Origin of the sequence: Brakhagea baltica, assembly GCF_052161605.1 — a bacterium.
Classification (GTDB): Bacteria; Planctomycetota; Planctomycetia; order Pirellulales; family Pirellulaceae; genus JBKCUI01.
The window spans coordinates 6,030,174-6,046,415 of the sequence record NZ_CP197409.1 but is presented as its reverse complement, the minus strand read 5'-3'; the positions used below and the strand labels follow the sequence as shown (position 1 = coordinate 6,046,415).

The following is a 16,242-nucleotide window of genomic DNA, read 5'->3' as shown; positions in this document are numbered from 1 at the left end:
ACTTTTGGGGAGTGTCAGAAACCCAATGAGTCAATTAGAATATGAGGGGGCCCGCACTTTTTCCAACCCCTGACACCCTCACCCGTCCCTCCCCTATGACCTGTCAGACTCCCATGAATTTTTCTACCAGCTGCTGCTCGAAGCGATCTTGGTTTGGTGCCGCAATTTGCGTCGGCCTGTCGATAAGCGTCGCAAGCCTCAGTCTACTCAAATTCGGCACGAACGAATCGCACGCGACTGTTCCTACAGCGAACTTCGAAATCAATCCCGTTGCAAGTCCTGTTACCCAGGACGGCAAGTTCGAAGTCAAACAAGGTGAAAAGATCGCCTTTGTCGGCGGCTCCATGGCCGAACGAATGAACATGTTCGGCTACTTCGAAACCATGCTGCACACCCGGTTCCCCGACAAAAACCTGGTGGTCAGAAACTTTGGTTGGCCAGCCGACGAAGTGGGACGCCAACAACGCCCCGATAACTACACCACCATCGATGACCCGCTCAAGGTTTTTAGCCCCGAGCTATTCATCTGCTTCTTCGGATTCAATGAACACTTCGCCGGGGATGCTCCCGAAACGTTGGACGCATTCAAGAGCAAATATCGAGCCTGGATCAAGGCGAAGCAGAACGACTTCGGAAAAGACGACAAGCCTGTTCGATTCATTCTTGTCAGTCCCGCTGCTCTCGAGGATACCAACGATCCACTTCTACCAAGGGCCGAGCCAGGCAACAAAGTTCTGCGTTCCTATGCGAAGGCCGTGGCAGAGCTAGCAAAGGAACTGAACGTCCCCTTCGTCGATATCTACGCCGCGACAGAAGCCGCCTTCTCCAAAACTCCAGGAGCTCAATACAACCAGAACGGAATCCACCTCAACGCACAAGGGGACCGCATGGTGGCTGAGTTGCTCGACGCGACCTTGTTCCCTGCCCCGCATCCAACGGGTGCCGACGCTTCGGACTTTCAACGGGTTCGCGCAGCGGTCAACGACAAGTCCTGGTTCCACCTCCAAGACTATCGCATGTTAAACGGCTGGTACGTCTACGGCGGACGACGCACATGGGATACCGAAACCTTCCCCACCGAGTTTCGCAAGATTCGAAAAATGGTCGCCGTCCGCGATCAATATGTTTGGGATATGGTCGCTGGCAAAGCGGTCCCCGAGGTACCCGATGATTCCAGCACCGGAGAAGTCTTCATACCCGAGACGATGTTCGGAACTCGCGATGACGGCTTCCGAGAAAAGCGAGAGCCCAAGACTCTGGTCTATCCGACTCCCGAAGAGTCGATCGCTCAAATGAAAGTTCCCGAAGGGATGAAGGTCGAGCTTTTCGCCTCAGAACGAGAATTCCCCGAGCTTTCCAACCCAACCCAGATGGCATTCGATTCCAAGGGTAGGCTCTGGGTCTCGTGTATGACCAATTATCCGCAATGGCTTCCCGGAGCTTCCAAGCCCGGCGATAAATTGCTGATCCTCGAGGACACCACCGGGGACGGAAAAGCGGACGTTTGCAAGACGTTCTATGACAAATTGATCTGCCCGACCGGCTTTGAGTTCTACCAAGATGGAGTCATCGTCACCAACCAACCTCGGATCGTTTTCCTTCGGGACACCGACGGGGACGATGTTGCCGACGAAGAGATTCCGTTAATGGACGGCATCGCGACGGATGATACACACCATACGATGGGAGCATTCGAGTGGTCCAACGGCGGATTGCTCTACATGCTCGAGGGAGTCGCCATGTCGACGACCTTGGAGACTCCCTACGGGCCCTTCCGCAACAACGGTCCGTCGGGCGGCTATATCTTTGATCCGAAGTCATTGCGAGTTCATTACTTCCGAACTCCCGGCTACGGTAACCCCTGGTGCATGGTCTTTGACGAGTGGGGTATGGGAACAGTCGGCGACGGCACGGGAGCCCAGCAGCACTGGGAAAGCCCGCTTTCCGGCGTCGATGTTCCCCAGCGTAAAACCCTTCGGGCTCAATTCGACAACCAAGGCATGCGGCCTGCGATCGGCAGCGAATTCTTGCTATCGCGGCATTTACCTGACGAGCTACAAGGCTACTTTACCTACGCGTGCGTCATCAACATGCACGGCATGCCATTGTTCGATGTCAAGGATGAAAAGGATGGAGCTGGCTATGCGGGCAAGCGTATCCCGGACTTGCTCGATTCGACCGATAACTTCTTCCGCCCCGTCGATCCGCAAATCGGACCGGATGGCGCGATTTGGTTCGGTGATTGGTGCAATGCCCTCATCGGCCACATGCAGTACTCACAACGTGATCCCAATCGAGATCACGAACATGGACGTATCTACAGACTGGTCAATACAAAGAAGCCTTTGCTCACTCCTGTTCTGCAACATGGAAAGTCGGTCGAGGAACTGCTGACTCAACTCGAAGAGTACGAGCAGCGTACACGCTACCGAGCACGCCGCGAACTTCGCAGCCGTCCCAAAGCGGAGGTAATGGCCGCTGTGAAAAAGTGGATCGCCGATCCTAAGAGTTCACCGAACAAGCTCTGTGAAGCCCTCTGGCTACAAGAAAGCTTCCGCGATCTAGATGGCGAGCTGGTCAATCGAATCCTTTCCACGGACGAATTCCGAGCACGAGCTGCTGCCGTCCGCTGCGTCGCGAACGAATTTCATCGCTTTGCGGCTGCCAAGGATGTCTTCGCGAAAGCGATCACCGATCCAGCACCACGAGTTCGACTCGAGTCCGTGCGAGGTTTGAGCTTCCTGCAAACCGCGGAGGCAGCCGAGATCGCGTTGCAAGTGACGCAGTTGCCGATGGACTACTGGATCGAGTACACCCTCGAGCACACGCTCCAAGCCTTGACCCCCGCAGTCGAAATCGCAGATCGAGATAACAAATTCCTCGTCGATGCCGACCCCGCATTAAAGGAATTCTTCTCCACGTTCAAGATGTCGATGGGGCCCGGCGGACAGGCCGTCAAGCCTCTGAAGGATGCCGAGAACACCGAGTTGCCTATGCGTACGCGAGAGCGTGCCATTAACCAGCTCGCTGGAATCGGGGGCGGAAATGAAGGGCGTGGCGAAGTCGTTTTCTCGCGCGTCTGTTCAGCTTGCCACCGGATTGGCGATGCTGGCAAAGAGTTCGGTCCACGCTTAGATGACGTCGGAATCCGCTATTCCAAAGCGGAAATTATCCGACACACGCTTTGGCCTAACGATACCATCGCCAAGGGCTACGAGACCGTACAAGTTATCACGGTGGATAGCGAAGTCTTCACGGGATTTATCCTCGATGAATCCGAAGCTAGCCTGAAGCTCGGCGTAGCGACTCAGGACGGCAAGGGACGAGAGGTCGTCATACCTAAGGAGGACATCGAGAACCGCAAAGAGATGAAGGCCAGCTCGATGCCTGAGGGGTTAGCTAAAACCATCGCTCCGAGCGAGTTCTTGGACCTAATGGAGTATTTGTCCAAGCGAAATCAGTTGCTCACAACGACCGACGGTTGGTTGAAGCCCGCCTTGGACAACGCCCCGTTGCGCACTGTTGGCGATTTGGTAGAAATCTCGCGAGAAGCAGAGATTCTCTATCCCAAGGACTTCCCCGCTCAATGGATGGGGCAATCGAATTTGGTTCTCACCACGATCGGCGCTGATAGGCGAGAGTTCGCGTTCCATTCACCCGACACCAATGCGCAATCACCAGCGATCATGATCCGATTGACAGAGCCGAAAGCGATCGGGTTTATCAAGCTGGAGAATCGTCGCAATCCTCAGTTCCACGAGCGGGCTAAGAATCTTGCTGTGTGGACATCGGTCGATGGGGAAAGCTGGAAACAAGTCTGGAAGAGCGAGACTCCAGCGGCGAGCTACGACATCAAGCTTGATAGCATGGAAGAAGCCAAGTACATCAAGGTTGGTTTAGATGGACGTGGAGTGCTCCACCTCAACCAGATCACGTTGTACGGGAGCAAAGAATAGTCACGGGCATACATAGTCAAGAGCATACCTAGCCACGGGCATACGGAGAGTCGTGGGAAAGCATGAAGTTTTACACAACGATAGGTCTTCTCGTACTCTCCAATTTGTTTATGACGATCGCATGGTATGGTCATTTAAAATTTTCCGAATGGAAATGGTCGGCCCAGTTAAGTTTAGCCTCGATTGTTCTTATCAGTTGGGGCGTAGCGTTCTTTGAGTATTGTTTCCAAGTGCCCGCGAACAAAATCGGTTACGCGGGCAATGGGGGGCCGTTTAATCTTTGGCAGCTCAAGGTACTACAAGAAGTGATAACGTTGATCGTATTCACAACGTTCACCATTTTAGTCTTCAAGACCGAGACCTTTCGAACGAACCACGCCATCGGCTTCGCCTTTCTCGTGCTAGCCGTCTTTTTTATTTTCCGCAAATAAGTCGCACCGCGATTCCCCCCCACACGCGTCAGCATCATCGTTTAACCGCACGGGCAACGCCCTGCGCTGCTGCCTCCATCCCAGCCCTCATCGCACGAGCTTGTGCACTTTTACTCCGAGGCCCGCCTTCTTCTTCTTCATAGGTTCAGGCTAGATCAGATGCAGGATGGGAGTCATCTCGTAGGCCGAGAGCACCACGGGCATTTTCGAGAGCCCGTTTGCTCGCACGGCGTGCGAGCGAGCTGCCCCATTCGGTTGATTAAGCTAGCCTTTTTCGACGGAGGATTTGGTACTGAGTCATGCAAAATGGAGTTCCATATATCCTGGCAAAGGCAAATTCAACATAATCCTGAAAACCCAAAATCCTCATATCCGAGCAATGTCATTTGCGACAGTAGGGTGGTAGGGTGAATGAAAGTCGGAAAATCCTCCCGTTTTTGCGAGAGCCAAATTGCCAACGCTGGTTGGATTATGGTAAACTGTGAGCCAGCGGAAGTATGGTAAATTCCGTATACAATATGTTCGTCCTTCTAAATAGTTGCTTCCATAGGTTTTTGACATGATCAATCGAAATTCTGCAGCGGCATTTGTCCTTTTTGCCTTTATAGCGATAGCTACTCAGGTTTTTGCGGATGAAAAACGCGAAAAATCTGTCGTTGTTGGAGACACTGTGATGCTTGACCTTAAAGGAAAGCTCTTCGACAAATTCATCGAAGTGACTAACGATCCACCTCCTCCCGGTGCGGTCCGTCCGGTTGTGCAGATAATCGCGTGTGTTACTCACGTTGATCCAGCTGGCAGATTTTTTGTCTCATTTCACACGTTTATGGGAGCACAGACCGAAAAGCCGAGGGTGATCACCATAAGCGGCTGGGTCGACCCCAAAGAAATTACGTCGATTCCGGACCCGAAGCCCGCGTCAAACAGTGAACCAAAGCCCGTGGCGGATCAAAGCGACAAATCATTAAGGCATAAATACAACCGCCCAATTGTCGTGGCGACAGACCCTGAGAGGTTCGCTGTTAAATCGTGGATACCCGAATCACCCCCAACAAAATAGTTTGAATCGAAGACGAACCAAGCATTGGACCGAAGGGCTCGATCATTCGGCCCTGACTTGTGTTGAGTTCACCCCTTGCCCATCGGTCAATGCAGCCGTTCGTCGAAACCAGTACCCAAGACCAAAGCGATGAATACTTCTTGGCTCTTCAGACCGCAAATCGAAACATCGATAAGCGAGTCCGATCGCTGGTACGTACAATTGGATGGCCGCCCGGTTGCCATCATTGCAAATCCGACCGACGCTGAAATGTTCTGGTTTACATGGGATGTGGTGCCAATGGGTGAGATACCAATACCACCAGACTTGTGGGACTACTCAACTGATTCCCGCCGCTCATTCCGCCACTTTGAAACTAACGAACTCGATTCTGGAGCGTTCCCTGGAGGCAAAGGCATGCTAGAATCTGGTAGAGTTCTGATACGTGGTCCACTGCGAAACCGAGGGCGACTACTCGACGAACAATATCGTGCACCGAAGTCGCGGATTCGGCGTTTGCTTCAATGGATCGTTTCCTAGCCGCGACTCGGTGACGATGGTCGTTAGCTAAGAAGTAACGCGACCGCAGAAAAGTGTGTCGCTTGCACTCTTGTCCCTGCTGAATGTTGAAGTCCCCTGTGGTACGATAGTCCGATGTCAGAGACTGGCTCTGACTGAGAATGACGCGTGAGCAGTGCGGACGACGGCACTCGATCCTCCGGGCAAGAACGCGAGTCCCGCTAACCAGCGGATGCATTCAATGTCTCGATTCCGGGGTCTTGGGCGGTCCACGATCCCCGCTCGACGTGAATGATCCTTTTTCGTTAGCTAAGAAGTAACGCGACCAGCAGAAAAGACGGTCGCTTGCACCTTTGTCCCTGCTGAATGTTGACTCCCTCTGTGGTACGATAGAGCGATGTCAGAGACTGGCTCTGACTGAGGATGACGTGTGAGCAGTGCGGACGACGGCACTCGATCCTCCGGACAAGAACGCGTGTTCCGCTAACCAGCGGATGCATTCAACGTCTCGATTCCGGGGTCTTGGGCGGTCCACGATCCTCGCTCGACGTGAATGATCCTTATTCGTTATCGGAACAGAGTGATGCGATGATTGATCGTAATGTCGTGACGCTCTTCGACGATTTGAAGACGCGATATCCGATGGCAGCTGCAGGATTGATCGAACAGCTTTGCGCGGACTTAAGTCAATTGCTTGAAACAAACGCACCAGATGAGAATGCGATAGCGTCAGCGTGCGAAACTATCGCTGAGTGTTTTCGCCCGATGGACCAATCAGGGGTTCCTGATTCTTATCCTTGGGACGCTGCATATGCGATATTTGGCAGATGGCTCATCCGAGGACTACCTCCGTACCTTAATGCATTGAACAAAATAACGGAGTGGTCTGCGGATCAAACTGCAATCTGCCGGTCGCGATACATCGACATGGTACGAGCGAACCGTGATGATTGGAATCGTGCTTGCGAGATGCTAGACTAGAATGTCAGATTTCCGATAACAATGGCATGCACGCGAAGCACTCGGTCGTCCGTGTTGACTTGCGTTGAGCCAACTCCTCGTGCTCGGTGATGCCCGCCGTTAGCTAAGAAGTAACGCGACCGCAGAAAAGTGTGTCGCTTGCACTCCTGCCCCTGCTGAATGTTGAAGTCTCCTGTGGTACGATAGAGCGATGTCAGAGACTGTCTCTGACTGAGGATGACGTGTGAGCAGTGCGGACGACGGTACTCGACCTCCGGGCAAGAACGCGTGCTCCGCTAACCAGCGGATGCACTCAACGTCTCGATCCCCCGGCCTCGGGCGGTCCATTCACCCTCGCTCGACGTGAGTGATCCTTTTCGTTCGTCGTATCAGGCCGCTGACTCTGCGGCCCACTCGCCAATCATCGGATGTACGCACCCGACGCTTTCCAGCATCGAAATCACTTGACCCGCGATGTACTCAATCCGCATCATGGGAGATGCCGTTCCGGCTTTAAACTCGGGTGCCCCGACGTGTTGCCCCGAAACGAAACCGATCGCCCGCAACGACTCCGCGACAATCGCCCCGCGACGATCCACGCCAACGTCATCCGAAAGCGGAACCCACTTGGCAATCCACGCCGCCGCGTCATCTTTCGTCGCTGGGAAATTCATCATCAACAAATCAAGCTGCGATTGCCTTTCGGCAATTTCTGCCGCTCGCTTCGCTTTCGCCGCCCTTCCGGCGGGAGAGTTTTGGTAACGCAACTGCCTTGCGTCTAGCATGTGCTGCCACGTTCCGACGACATGCTTGACGCTCAATCTCTTGTTGACCGTCAACGCTATGTCGTTGAATCGCATTCGCACCTTACGGTTATATTTTGCTGCCAACGCAATGGCGTTCTTTGCCGACATCGAAACGTGTTCGCCCGGCAATCCTTCGTAAATCATCAACATCAAACTAACTCCACTGAACGACGAACAAACCGTTGCACCCGAGCCCCCGGCAACGGTCTTTTGAAATGGTAAGGTTCATCGCGGGGGCCGGATGAACGGTAGCGTTATGGCTTCATGCTTACGCGATGCTTCTAAGTATCGCAGCACGAACGGCAAGGACATCTCACCTAACATAATACCCAACATGAACGAAACTATCACCAGCGTATACGTACCTTTCATGTCTTCTTTAATGAAGACCGAAGGTAGCGGCGGTAGTTTTTCTGGTGTGTTGTCTGAATCTGATTTTCGCATAGCCGAGGAACTCCATAGTGCTGGTTATATTAGAGGTAGATTAGGACCGGAAAACATGCACGGAGACCTACTAGAGGTCTCCGAACTGCGATTGACAGTTCCAGGAAAACTGCAATATGAACTCTGGTCTAAGGAGGTAGAGGAAACAAGACCGCTACCTAAATTGAAAAAATTATCAAACACCGTACTTGTTTCTATGGGAGGGATATTTGCTACTGTCATTGCAGGGTTAGTACTCTATTGGATCACGGAAAGACTGAAACAAGGTAAGCCATAACAAACCGATGGACACGAAGTGCTCGCCGTATGATGAATCGAGATGGAGCGGTTTACCGCTCGCACTCGGTCATCGGTGGCGACTATGAAGTCCAAGGTTTGCAAGTGACGGTCGCCACTGTTTTTAATATTTTTCGAGGCTACATCATTTTGAGGTAAGGTTAGGTGTCTTCGTCGTAGCCGCTTGTCGATCGCTCACCCCGGCGAAGTGAGTCTTCGAACGGAGCGCATGGCGATCGACAAGCGGCGCAGAGGATGACACCGGGAACTTGCTGATTTGCTTCTTAAGGTCTCGCTTTACTCTTCGCACTTGCTTATTCGTTCAAGGATGGTTGATTAGACGACTATTCGAGGTGTGAATGCCTTGTCACTCTTGTGAAGCCTATCGGCTTGCATCCCCTCAGTTATCCATGCACGGTTCCACTCATCGCTTGTTAGCTATGAATTCTCATCGTGGTTGGCTGCAGCTTGCCTGTAGGCTTCTGGATGCTTCGCATCGCTGAGCAGCAAGCTACCTTCCGTTATGGGGTTGGCACATTCTTTAGGGCGACGTGTCTGGTCATCTCGGCGAGTCTCTTACGAGTCCTCGTGTCCTATGTGAGACGACCGCGTCAACTGTGTTTAGTGCTCAACCTCGTGGGTAGGTCTTGTCCTTGGTCAAATTCGTTCGGTGCTCGTTGTAAGGCATTCTCCTGAGAAGGGGTAAAAGGTTCGTAAAGGGCTTGGAGGTCCGATTCGTTACGACGATGTCGTGTGCATCAGCCAGCGATACTGGTTGTCCTCCAAGCCTTGGGGCTATGAGGGCGAACAAGGCTTATTCGTTCGACGATGTGTGTTGCTTAGTGATGGCAACTCATCAGACCGCGGTTTCGAGCTTTCTTGTTCGCCTTGGATTCGTGGTTGGTTTATCTTTTGTTTTTGTCGGCTTTCCTTTAGGTGCTATGGTCTTAGGTTTTCGCTTAGCGGGCCTAGCGACAGAGCTCTGTACCGACGATCGTTTGGGAGTGGATTCGGTTGGTCGTGAAGCGATCTTGGGAGCCTGGGCAGCTGCTTGTTTCGCAGCGCGTTCCTCGCTGATCCTTCGATTCTTTCGCTTGTGACGGCATTCCTTTTTGGGCATTTCGAGTAGTTTCTCTTTTAGGCCTAGAGGGATGCGGCCATAGGACTCGGTCACTTCGATCATACGTTTTGGTTCCCAGTCTTTTTCATCACGAAGTAACGCCCATGCCAGAACAGCGATCTTGCGAGCCAATGCGATAGCAGCCTTCTTTTTACGAGTCTTTTGTTTGCCGCAGATTCGGTCGTAGACATGTTTGGCCCAGGGGTTATAGCGAAGTGAGGACCACGCGCATTCGACAAGGATCGTTCGTGCCAAGGGGTTGCCTCGCTTGGTGATTCGACCATTCCGATCGGTCTCGCCTGATTGGTACTGACGAGGCACTAAACCGAAGTACTGAGAGACTTGTCGACCGTTTTCGAAACGTTTCGCATCGTCGATGCAGGCGACGAGGATCTCGGCGGTTCGTGGCCCGACACCTGGAATGGTTTGCACACGGATAATTCGGGGATCGATCTTACCGATAGACTCAAGCTTCTTGACCACTCCATCAAGGACGGTCGTGAGAGTATCCATCTGAGTGAGTTCGAGATCGAGTTCCCCCTTCCAAAATTCGTGGGGTTCGCACTCTGTAAGCGGTTTGCGAAAGGAGTTGATCCGTTCTCGTCCTGTATTCCATGCCTTCTCGCCGGTGTCGATCGAGATACCGTGATTGACGAACCATGCTCGGATTTTGCACTTCATCTTGTTGATGCGAGAGTCAAGCGTTTTCCGATACTTCACAAGAGAACGGAATTCGCGGTGGGACTCTGATGGCATGTGAACCGCCTTGAGTTCGTTCATGGCGGCCATGCGGGCCAGCTTCAAGGCATCGTCTTTGTCGGTCTTGCGTTTTACGTTGCTCCACTTCCATGCATCTTCGTTGGTAGAGCAAACGAGGGTTTTGAGACCGAGCGATTGTGCCAGATCGTTGATCCAGCCGGAGGGGCCGCACGCTTCCATGACGACGAGGTCGATCTTGTGCTTCTTGAAGACGGTCTCAAGGTAGTTTCGATCGGTGGTAGCGTTCAGGAATTCATGCTTTCTGGTTTTTGAGTCGAAAAAGCAGCACATTGTGTTGAATTTTCCGAGGTCAAGTGCGAGAATCTTCATGGTATTGGATCCTTGGTTGTGGTGGGTGGTAATGATTGTGACAGTTGTCGTTCACGCGACACGAGATCACGGGTTTGAGTCGCCAGTTTTACACGAATGGCTCCCACCCGCTACACCTTGGACTTACATGGATTCTTTCGTCCGCTCAACCATGAAACTCATTGCTCAACATTCCGACGGAGTATCCACGCATCTTCTGCAATGGACAATGACGGCTGAAGGAGGATTAGCGACTGTAGTTGCGTATTGGTACGAAGGTGCTTCTCGTACGAGCAAAGAATTCCAATTCCCTTTTACTGACGCTCAGATTGCTGAGGTGGCAAACCTAATTCGAGGGCTCGATTCAACCTATGCGGGGACAACGGACGATGCGCCTGACTATCGACTCCGAGTAATCGATGAATCAGAACAATTGCTGACCCATGTTTTCGAAACATTTGAGTGGGATGAGGATTTAAAATCGGATATGATACGGTTTCGTAGGGCATGGAATCCAATCGCTTTTGAGATAGAACAACGCCTCGCTCTGCCAGGCCGCAGTTGAAGTGCGGACGAACAATCACGTGCACCGAAGTCGCGGACGGTGCTTTATTGGAATGGAACGTCATCTTGCCGCGACTCGGTGACGTGTGGCGTTCGATTGCCTAGAGATGGTTAGGTTTTGCTACTGTTCGTCGTCTATCGAATTCAACGAGATCTTATGAGCGAAGCTGAACCTGAAAGCACTAGATCGAGCTACTGCCCCGCATGCAATGCGGTAAACTATTCGCCGCTGTCGTTCCCTATCTGCCAGAATTGTCGTCACCAGTACTGGGCCTTCATCAACAAGAGTTCCCGATCTGCGTCGTTTGAAAGTATCGTTGTCAATCAATGTCCATTCTGTGGTGATGATAAAGATCCCTCGCTAGCCTCAGGTCGATTCCGCTGCCGTAAATGCTCGCGGACATTTGCGAACGTATCAAATCGTCGCGTGTATCGATACCTTCACCCTTTCAGCTTGATTTACTTGGCACCGGTTTACCTCATCGCAATTCCCTATTTAATGATCCAGATATGGTCGCGATTTCAGTATCATATGTACTACGATACAATACCGGCGTTCACGCTACTATTGGCTTGGTTTGTGTTTCGCCGAGTCTATCGCGTGGCTTAAATCTGTGCTTTCAACAATTATGCGAATCGCAATCGAACCATCGGATGCACCGAAGTCGGCGAGCGGTGCGTTTTGCCAGTGGAGAGATCATCGCGCCGACTCGGTGATCCGTACCGTTCTGAGAATGCAGACAGCAACGAGGAAATGACCAACGGAAATCTTCTTCCTGAAATACCTGGAATCCGCATTACTAACTCGCGAAACATCGGACTGGCGATTCGATTCGAGTTTTTTATCGAGCGAGACGCAATCGATGTCGCCATTATTGGTTTACTCGAAGCGCTCGAACGTTTCGATGAATTCGCGTTGGCCGATCACCGCAAGGGTGACTATGAAGCATGCTCGATATTTCGAGCAACCTCTGCCGGGTTCGAAATGATGACTGGTGGACATGGTTGGTCCAGCGAATGGCACAATTTGGATCATACCGCCGCGCTGATTGAAATGAACAGACTCGCAGAATACAATCACGGTCCACATTGGAGCAATTGTGGCCACTTGATTGCACGTGGGGCATGAACTTACAACACAATTCTCAGAACAAAATGTTGGACCGAAGCCCCCGTCGGTCCTTTTCGAACTTTAGAGACCGCGTTGACGGGGACTCGGTCAACATGGCCGTTAGCTAGGAAGTAACGCGACGGCAGAAAAGTGTGTCGCTTGCACTCCGGTCCCTGCTGAATGTTGACATCCCCTGTGGTACGATAGAGCGATGTCAGAGACAGTCTCTGACTGAGGATGACACGTCAGCAGTGCGGACGACGGTACTCGATCCTCCGGGCAAGAACGCGTGTTCCGCTAACCAGCGATCGGCATAGGGGCCGCATTGCTGCGGACCCCTGCCACACCACCTAGCATGCGGGTCCGCACTAGGCGGTTCGTCCGTTAGAAGCAAGTTTAATCCAGATCGCTAACAGACTCGACAATCCTAACTCCTTGAGGTAGTCCAGTGATAAGGCGATGTGAATCGCCTTGCTCAAGGACATAGTCCAGGGGCCTTTACTACTGTTGCCGTGGGTATGGGCTTCGCGAGGACTAACCCCTAACTTAATCAAGTTACGAACTCGAGTGCGTGGATTACGCCATTGCTGCCAGATACAGGCACGCACGCGGCGTCGGATCCACTGGTCTAAGTTTTCGTAAAAGGATTTGAAAGGGACCAAGCGAAAGTAACCTACCCACCCCTGAGCGTATCGTCGAAGTTCTACGAGTCGAGATTTAATCGAGGTCCCTCGATTGCGTCGAGTGATCTCGCGTATCCGATCTTTGAACTTCTTGATCTTCTTGGGGCTCACGTGGAGTTGACCACCGAAGCCGCGAAATTGAAATCCTAGGAACTCAATTCCGTCGGTGCGACTTGTCCGGCTCTTCTGATGGTTTACCACCAATTTGAGCTTCTTCGTCAAGTAGTTGCCTATCGACTCGTAGACACGCTTGGACGCTGTCTCGGATTTGGTAAATACGAGAAAGTCGTCCGCGTAGCGCACAAAGCGAAGTCCTCGCTTCTCCAGTTCCTTGTCGAGATCATCCAGTAGGATGTTCGCTAGAATCGGGGAGAGAGGTCCACCTTGCATCGTGCCTTCATCTGTCGGTAGACATAGGCCGTCTACCAAAATGCCTGCTCGCAAGTAGCGCCCGATGAGGCCAAGTAGTCTCTTATCCCGTACTTTGCGCGCGACTCTTGCCATCAAGACATCGTGCTGGACGGTATCGAAAAATTTGGCCAAATCCATATCAACGCAATAGCGGTAGCCGTCGCCGATGATCTGTTGTGCCTGCTTGATTGCTCCATGAGCAGATCGTTTAGGTCGAAAACCGAAGCTCGATTCCGAGAAGCCGGGATCGAAAATCGGTGTTAGGATTTGCATAATGGCCTGCTGAATCAATCGTTCCATGATATTGGGAATACCAAGATGTCGTTCAGAGCCATCGTCTTTGGGAATGGATTTCCTACGCGCCGGTTGCGGTTGGTAGGTTCCTTCCAACAGTTGTTGTCGGATCGTTGGCCATTGTTCGCGAAAGACTTTGGGAAATGCTGCGAGCGTTACGCCGTCGGGGCCAGGGGCTCCGTGGTTGGCTCGAACATTGTTCCAAGCGTTCTCGACGTTGGCTTCCTCGACAATCTGTTCCATTAGGTCTTCTAGATTAGAACTCAAGGCTTTCGTCGCCATGGCCGCCACACCGGTTTGTTCCCGTTCGGGAGCCTCAAGAGCACGTGCCTTTATCGTGTCGTCACTCGTAGAGTCGGACGAGCTAGGTTCTGTGTGTTTGATTCGGTCTGAGGTCATGGTTTCGTGTTTCCTTGTTAAGTGACGTTAGTCCTTCCCGTTTCCACTGGGGGTGGAAGCTCGGTACTATGACACCTGCTGACTTCTGCAAGCACGAGCATCGAGTCGCCTCGAGTCGTCCGGCCTTTCGGGCAAGCCCTACTCACCGGTACGCGTTGCAGTTTCTCCCCGGATAAGAACGTGAACTTTCGCTGCACAAGCTCGCCATCTACCCTGGAGTCTGTTGGGAACGGTTTCGCACGTCCATCGGCGGCTCACCTCAGGGTCTCTCTAGGCCTCTATGGCGTTTCTGTACCGTGTTGATGTGCAGGGCCTCACAGCTTCGACGAGAAGGGTCCGGGTGGCGGAATGTTGTCTTTTGGGACAACGGACAAACCCGGCGTTTACGCACACCTTCGCAGGCTTCCTCTCCACGGTTTGTCGCCTCCCCGCAGTTGCCTTCGTCTAGTACTTAAGTTGTTTGGTTACATTTGGTATACTATCCTCCAAGCAATTCCCATTTTCGTACAGGGGACTTGCACCCCATTAGTTCACGCCCGTGCCGGGCGTACGATGCATTCAACGTCTCGATTCCGGGGTCTTGGGCGGTCCACGATCCCCGCTCGACGTGAATGATCCTTTTACGTTCTGTCCTCAACTGACAGATGGTACGTCCGGTCGATTCTAATTCCCAAAACCAGAGGTAGTGCTATGAACCGATTTGCAAAAGCTATCGCAGGATTGATTGGAGTATGTGTGCTGACTTTATTGGCCTTGGCGATTTCCTCGCGTATCATCACGGCGCAAGATGCCACTCTGTCTAACGAGGCGCAACCTGAAAATGGCCGATTTCAAATCTCCGCTTGGGCATATACCGGGAGCAGTAACCACGGACCAACCAACGGCGCTTACATCATTGATACACGAACAGGAAAAGTGTGGGCTGTAGGTTCCACTAACAAAATCGTAGCAGTTGGATCTGTGGAGAATTGACTATTTGTTGACCATCGGGTTTGGCAAATTGCCAACGTGAAAGCGGACAGAACCAAGCGGTGAACCGAAGCCGCCGATAACGTCGTTCGTGACATCTAACTAAAACCCGGCGGCATCGGTTACCGCCACCGTTATCGGAACAGAGTGATGCGATGATTGATCGTAATGTCGTGACGCTCTTCGACGATTTGAAGACGCGATATCCGATGGCAGCTGCAGGATTGATCGAACAGCTTTGCGCGGACTTAAGTCAATTGCTTGAAACAAACGCACCAGATGAGAATGCGATAGCGTCAGCGTGCGAAACTATCGCTGAGTGTTTTCGCCCGATGGACCAATCAGGGGTTCCTGATTCTTATCCTTGGGACGCTGCATATGCGATATTTGGCAGATGGCTCATCCGAGGACTACCTCCGTACCTTAATGCATTGAACAAAATAACGGAGTGGTCTGCGGATCAAACTGCAATCTGCCGGTCGCGATACATCGACATGGTACGAGCGAACCGTGATGATTGGAATCGTGCTTGCGAGATGCTAGACTAGAATGTCAGATTTCCGATAACAATGGCATGCACGCGAAGCACTCGGTCGTCCGTGTTGACTTGCGTTGAGCCAACTCCTCGTGCTCGGTGATGCCCGCCGTTCGTCCTTCTAAATAGTTGCTTCCATAGGTTTTTGACATGATCAATCGAAATTCTGCAGCGGCATTTGTCCTTTTTGCCTTTATAGCGATAGCTACTCAGGTTTTTGCGGATGAAAAACGCGAAAAATCTGTCGTTGTTGGAGACACTGTGATGCTTGACCTTAAAGGAAAGCTCTTCGACAAATTCATCGAAGTGACTAACGATCCACCTCCTCCCGGTGCGGTCCGTCCGGTTGTGCAGATAATCGCGTGTGTTACTCACGTTGATCCAGCTGGCAGATTTTTTGTCTCATTTCACACGTTTATGGGAGCACAGACCGAAAAGCCGAGGGTGATCACCATAAGCGGCTGGGTCGACCCCAAAGAAATTACGTCGATTCCGGACCCGAAGCCCGCGTCAAACAGTGAACCAAAGCCCGTGGCGGATCAAAGCGACAAATCATTAAGGCATAAATACAACCGCCCAATTGTCGTGGCGACAGACCCTGAGAGGTTCGCTGTTAAATCGTGGATACCCGAATCACCCCCAACAAAATAGTTTGAA

The 16,242-nt window shown here is 52.1% G+C and carries 17 protein-coding genes; 13 read left to right on the top strand and 4 right to left on the bottom strand.

Annotation, left to right across the window (positions count from 1 at the left end; all coding sequences use genetic code 11):
* The first annotated feature begins 113 nt into the window (after positions 1–113).
* From SH449x_RS23675 to SH449x_RS23655, 5 genes are all read left to right on the top strand, one after another.
* On the top strand, positions 114–3,956 hold the full coding sequence (locus SH449x_RS23675; protein WP_482378547.1) for a PVC-type heme-binding CxxCH protein: 3,843 nt from the start codon (positions 114–116) through the stop codon (positions 3,954–3,956).
* A gap of 62 nt (positions 3,957–4,018) precedes the next feature.
* Positions 4,019–4,387 (top strand): DMT family protein, encoded by a 369-nt coding sequence (locus SH449x_RS23670; RefSeq protein WP_482378546.1) that lies wholly within the window; start codon positions 4,019–4,021, stop codon positions 4,385–4,387.
* A gap of 559 nt (positions 4,388–4,946) precedes the next feature.
* Complete coding sequence (locus SH449x_RS23665; protein ID WP_482378539.1) at positions 4,947–5,447, top strand: hypothetical protein; 501 nt, start codon at positions 4,947–4,949, stop codon at positions 5,445–5,447.
* A gap of 129 nt (positions 5,448–5,576) precedes the next feature.
* Positions 5,577–5,966 carry a hypothetical protein gene (locus tag SH449x_RS23660; RefSeq protein ID WP_482378538.1) on the top strand — a complete coding sequence of 130 codons (390 nt, stop codon included), beginning with the start codon at positions 5,577–5,579 and terminating at the stop codon, positions 5,964–5,966.
* A gap of 567 nt (positions 5,967–6,533) precedes the next feature.
* Positions 6,534–6,926 carry a hypothetical protein gene (locus SH449x_RS23655; RefSeq protein ID WP_482378541.1) on the top strand — a complete coding sequence of 131 codons (393 nt, stop codon included), beginning with the start codon at positions 6,534–6,536 and terminating at the stop codon, positions 6,924–6,926.
* Between the two features lie 368 nt (positions 6,927–7,294).
* Here SH449x_RS23655 and SH449x_RS23650 read toward each other — a convergent pair whose 3' ends face one another.
* Positions 7,295–7,861 carry a hypothetical protein gene (locus SH449x_RS23650; RefSeq protein WP_482377417.1) on the bottom strand — a complete coding sequence of 189 codons (567 nt, stop codon included), beginning with the start codon at positions 7,859–7,861 and terminating at the stop codon, positions 7,295–7,297.
* A 184-nt stretch (positions 7,862–8,045) separates the two neighbouring features.
* Between SH449x_RS23650 and SH449x_RS23645 the strand changes: the two genes are divergently transcribed.
* Both SH449x_RS23645 and SH449x_RS23640 read left to right on the top strand, forming a co-directional pair.
* A complete protein-coding gene (locus SH449x_RS23645; RefSeq protein WP_482378545.1) occupies positions 8,046–8,432 on the top strand; it encodes a hypothetical protein in 387 nt (128 codons plus the stop codon).
* Positions 8,433–8,461: 29 nt separating this feature from the next.
* A complete protein-coding gene (locus SH449x_RS23640; RefSeq protein WP_482377412.1) occupies positions 8,462–8,590 on the top strand; it encodes a hypothetical protein in 129 nt (42 codons plus the stop codon).
* 697 nt (positions 8,591–9,287) lie between these two features.
* Here SH449x_RS23640 and SH449x_RS23635 read toward each other — a convergent pair.
* A complete protein-coding gene (locus SH449x_RS23635; protein WP_482377413.1) occupies positions 9,288–10,640 on the bottom strand; it encodes an IS110 family RNA-guided transposase in 1,353 nt (450 codons plus the stop codon).
* On the opposite strand from SH449x_RS23635, the gene SH449x_RS23630 reads away from it, so the two are divergent.
* From SH449x_RS23630 to SH449x_RS23620, 3 genes are all read left to right on the top strand, one after another.
* On the top strand, positions 10,639–11,184 hold the full coding sequence (locus tag SH449x_RS23630; protein ID WP_482378544.1) for a hypothetical protein: 546 nt from the start codon (positions 10,639–10,641) through the stop codon (positions 11,182–11,184). The two genes, SH449x_RS23635 and SH449x_RS23630, sit on opposite strands and share 2 nt — an antisense overlap.
* A 156-nt stretch (positions 11,185–11,340) precedes the next feature.
* Entirely contained in the window at positions 11,341–11,793 is a 453-nt protein-coding gene (locus SH449x_RS23625; protein ID WP_482377406.1) for an RING finger protein, read from the top strand.
* Between the two features lie 144 nt (positions 11,794–11,937).
* Positions 11,938–12,312 (top strand): hypothetical protein, encoded by a 375-nt coding sequence (locus SH449x_RS23620; RefSeq protein ID WP_482377421.1) that lies wholly within the window; start codon positions 11,938–11,940, stop codon positions 12,310–12,312.
* Positions 12,313–12,662: 350 nt separating this feature from the next.
* On the opposite strand, the gene ltrA is transcribed toward SH449x_RS23620, so the two are convergent.
* Entirely contained in the window at positions 12,663–14,081 is a 1,419-nt protein-coding gene (gene ltrA, locus SH449x_RS23615; protein WP_482378543.1) for a group II intron reverse transcriptase/maturase, read from the bottom strand.
* Positions 14,082–14,771: 690 nt separating this feature from the next.
* Here ltrA and SH449x_RS23610 point away from each other — a divergent pair.
* Both SH449x_RS23610 and SH449x_RS23605 read left to right on the top strand, forming a co-directional pair.
* A complete protein-coding gene (locus SH449x_RS23610) occupies positions 14,772–15,053 on the top strand; it encodes a hypothetical protein (RefSeq protein ID WP_482378542.1) in 282 nt (93 codons plus the stop codon).
* 152 nt (positions 15,054–15,205) lie between these two features.
* Positions 15,206–15,598 (top strand): hypothetical protein, encoded by a 393-nt coding sequence (locus SH449x_RS23605; protein ID WP_482378541.1) that lies wholly within the window; start codon positions 15,206–15,208, stop codon positions 15,596–15,598.
* A 4-nt stretch (positions 15,599–15,602) separates the two neighbouring features.
* On the opposite strand, the gene SH449x_RS23600 is transcribed toward SH449x_RS23605, so the two are convergent.
* The gene (locus tag SH449x_RS23600) at positions 15,603–15,737 is read right to left on the bottom strand and encodes a hypothetical protein (RefSeq protein WP_482378540.1); all 135 of its coding nucleotides are present in this window, start codon (positions 15,735–15,737) and stop codon (positions 15,603–15,605) included.
* Between SH449x_RS23600 and SH449x_RS23595 the strand changes: the two genes are divergently transcribed.
* Entirely contained in the window at positions 15,736–16,236 is a 501-nt protein-coding gene (locus tag SH449x_RS23595; RefSeq protein WP_482378539.1) for a hypothetical protein, read from the top strand. The genes SH449x_RS23600 and SH449x_RS23595 overlap by 2 nt on opposite strands.
* Positions 16,237–16,242: the final 6 nt, after the last annotated feature.

What these genes read in the sequence shown, in the direction of transcription:
- SH449x_RS23660 (WP_482378538.1), top strand. Translation starts at nt 5,577, where the DNA reads ATGAATACTTCTTGGCTCTTCAGACCGCAAATCGAAACATCGATAAGC.
- SH449x_RS23620 (WP_482377421.1), top strand. Translation starts at nt 11,938, where the DNA reads ATGACCAACGGAAATCTTCTTCCTGAAATACCTGGAATCCGCATTACT.
- SH449x_RS23645 (WP_482378545.1), top strand. Translation starts at nt 8,046, where the DNA reads ATGAACGAAACTATCACCAGCGTATACGTACCTTTCATGTCTTCTTTA.
- SH449x_RS23600 (WP_482378540.1), bottom strand. Translation starts at nt 15,737, where the DNA reads ATGTCAAAAACCTATGGAAGCAACTATTTAGAAGGACGAACGGCGGGC.
- SH449x_RS23675 (WP_482378547.1), top strand. Translation starts at nt 114, where the DNA reads ATGAATTTTTCTACCAGCTGCTGCTCGAAGCGATCTTGGTTTGGTGCC.
- ltrA (WP_482378543.1), bottom strand. Translation starts at nt 14,081, where the DNA reads ATGACCTCAGACCGAATCAAACACACAGAACCTAGCTCGTCCGACTCT.
- SH449x_RS23655 (WP_482378541.1), top strand. Translation starts at nt 6,534, where the DNA reads ATGATTGATCGTAATGTCGTGACGCTCTTCGACGATTTGAAGACGCGA.
- SH449x_RS23595 (WP_482378539.1), top strand. Translation starts at nt 15,736, where the DNA reads ATGATCAATCGAAATTCTGCAGCGGCATTTGTCCTTTTTGCCTTTATA.
- SH449x_RS23635 (WP_482377413.1), bottom strand. Translation starts at nt 10,640, where the DNA reads ATGAAGATTCTCGCACTTGACCTCGGAAAATTCAACACAATGTGCTGC.
- SH449x_RS23610 (WP_482378542.1), top strand. Translation starts at nt 14,772, where the DNA reads ATGAACCGATTTGCAAAAGCTATCGCAGGATTGATTGGAGTATGTGTG.
- SH449x_RS23665 (WP_482378539.1), top strand. Translation starts at nt 4,947, where the DNA reads ATGATCAATCGAAATTCTGCAGCGGCATTTGTCCTTTTTGCCTTTATA.
- SH449x_RS23640 (WP_482377412.1), top strand. Translation starts at nt 8,462, where the DNA reads ATGATGAATCGAGATGGAGCGGTTTACCGCTCGCACTCGGTCATCGGT.
- SH449x_RS23670 (WP_482378546.1), top strand. Translation starts at nt 4,019, where the DNA reads ATGAAGTTTTACACAACGATAGGTCTTCTCGTACTCTCCAATTTGTTT.
- SH449x_RS23605 (WP_482378541.1), top strand. Translation starts at nt 15,206, where the DNA reads ATGATTGATCGTAATGTCGTGACGCTCTTCGACGATTTGAAGACGCGA.
- SH449x_RS23625 (WP_482377406.1), top strand. Translation starts at nt 11,341, where the DNA reads ATGAGCGAAGCTGAACCTGAAAGCACTAGATCGAGCTACTGCCCCGCA.
- SH449x_RS23630 (WP_482378544.1), top strand. Translation starts at nt 10,639, where the DNA reads ATGGTATTGGATCCTTGGTTGTGGTGGGTGGTAATGATTGTGACAGTT.
- SH449x_RS23650 (WP_482377417.1), bottom strand. Translation starts at nt 7,861, where the DNA reads ATGTTGATGATTTACGAAGGATTGCCGGGCGAACACGTTTCGATGTCG.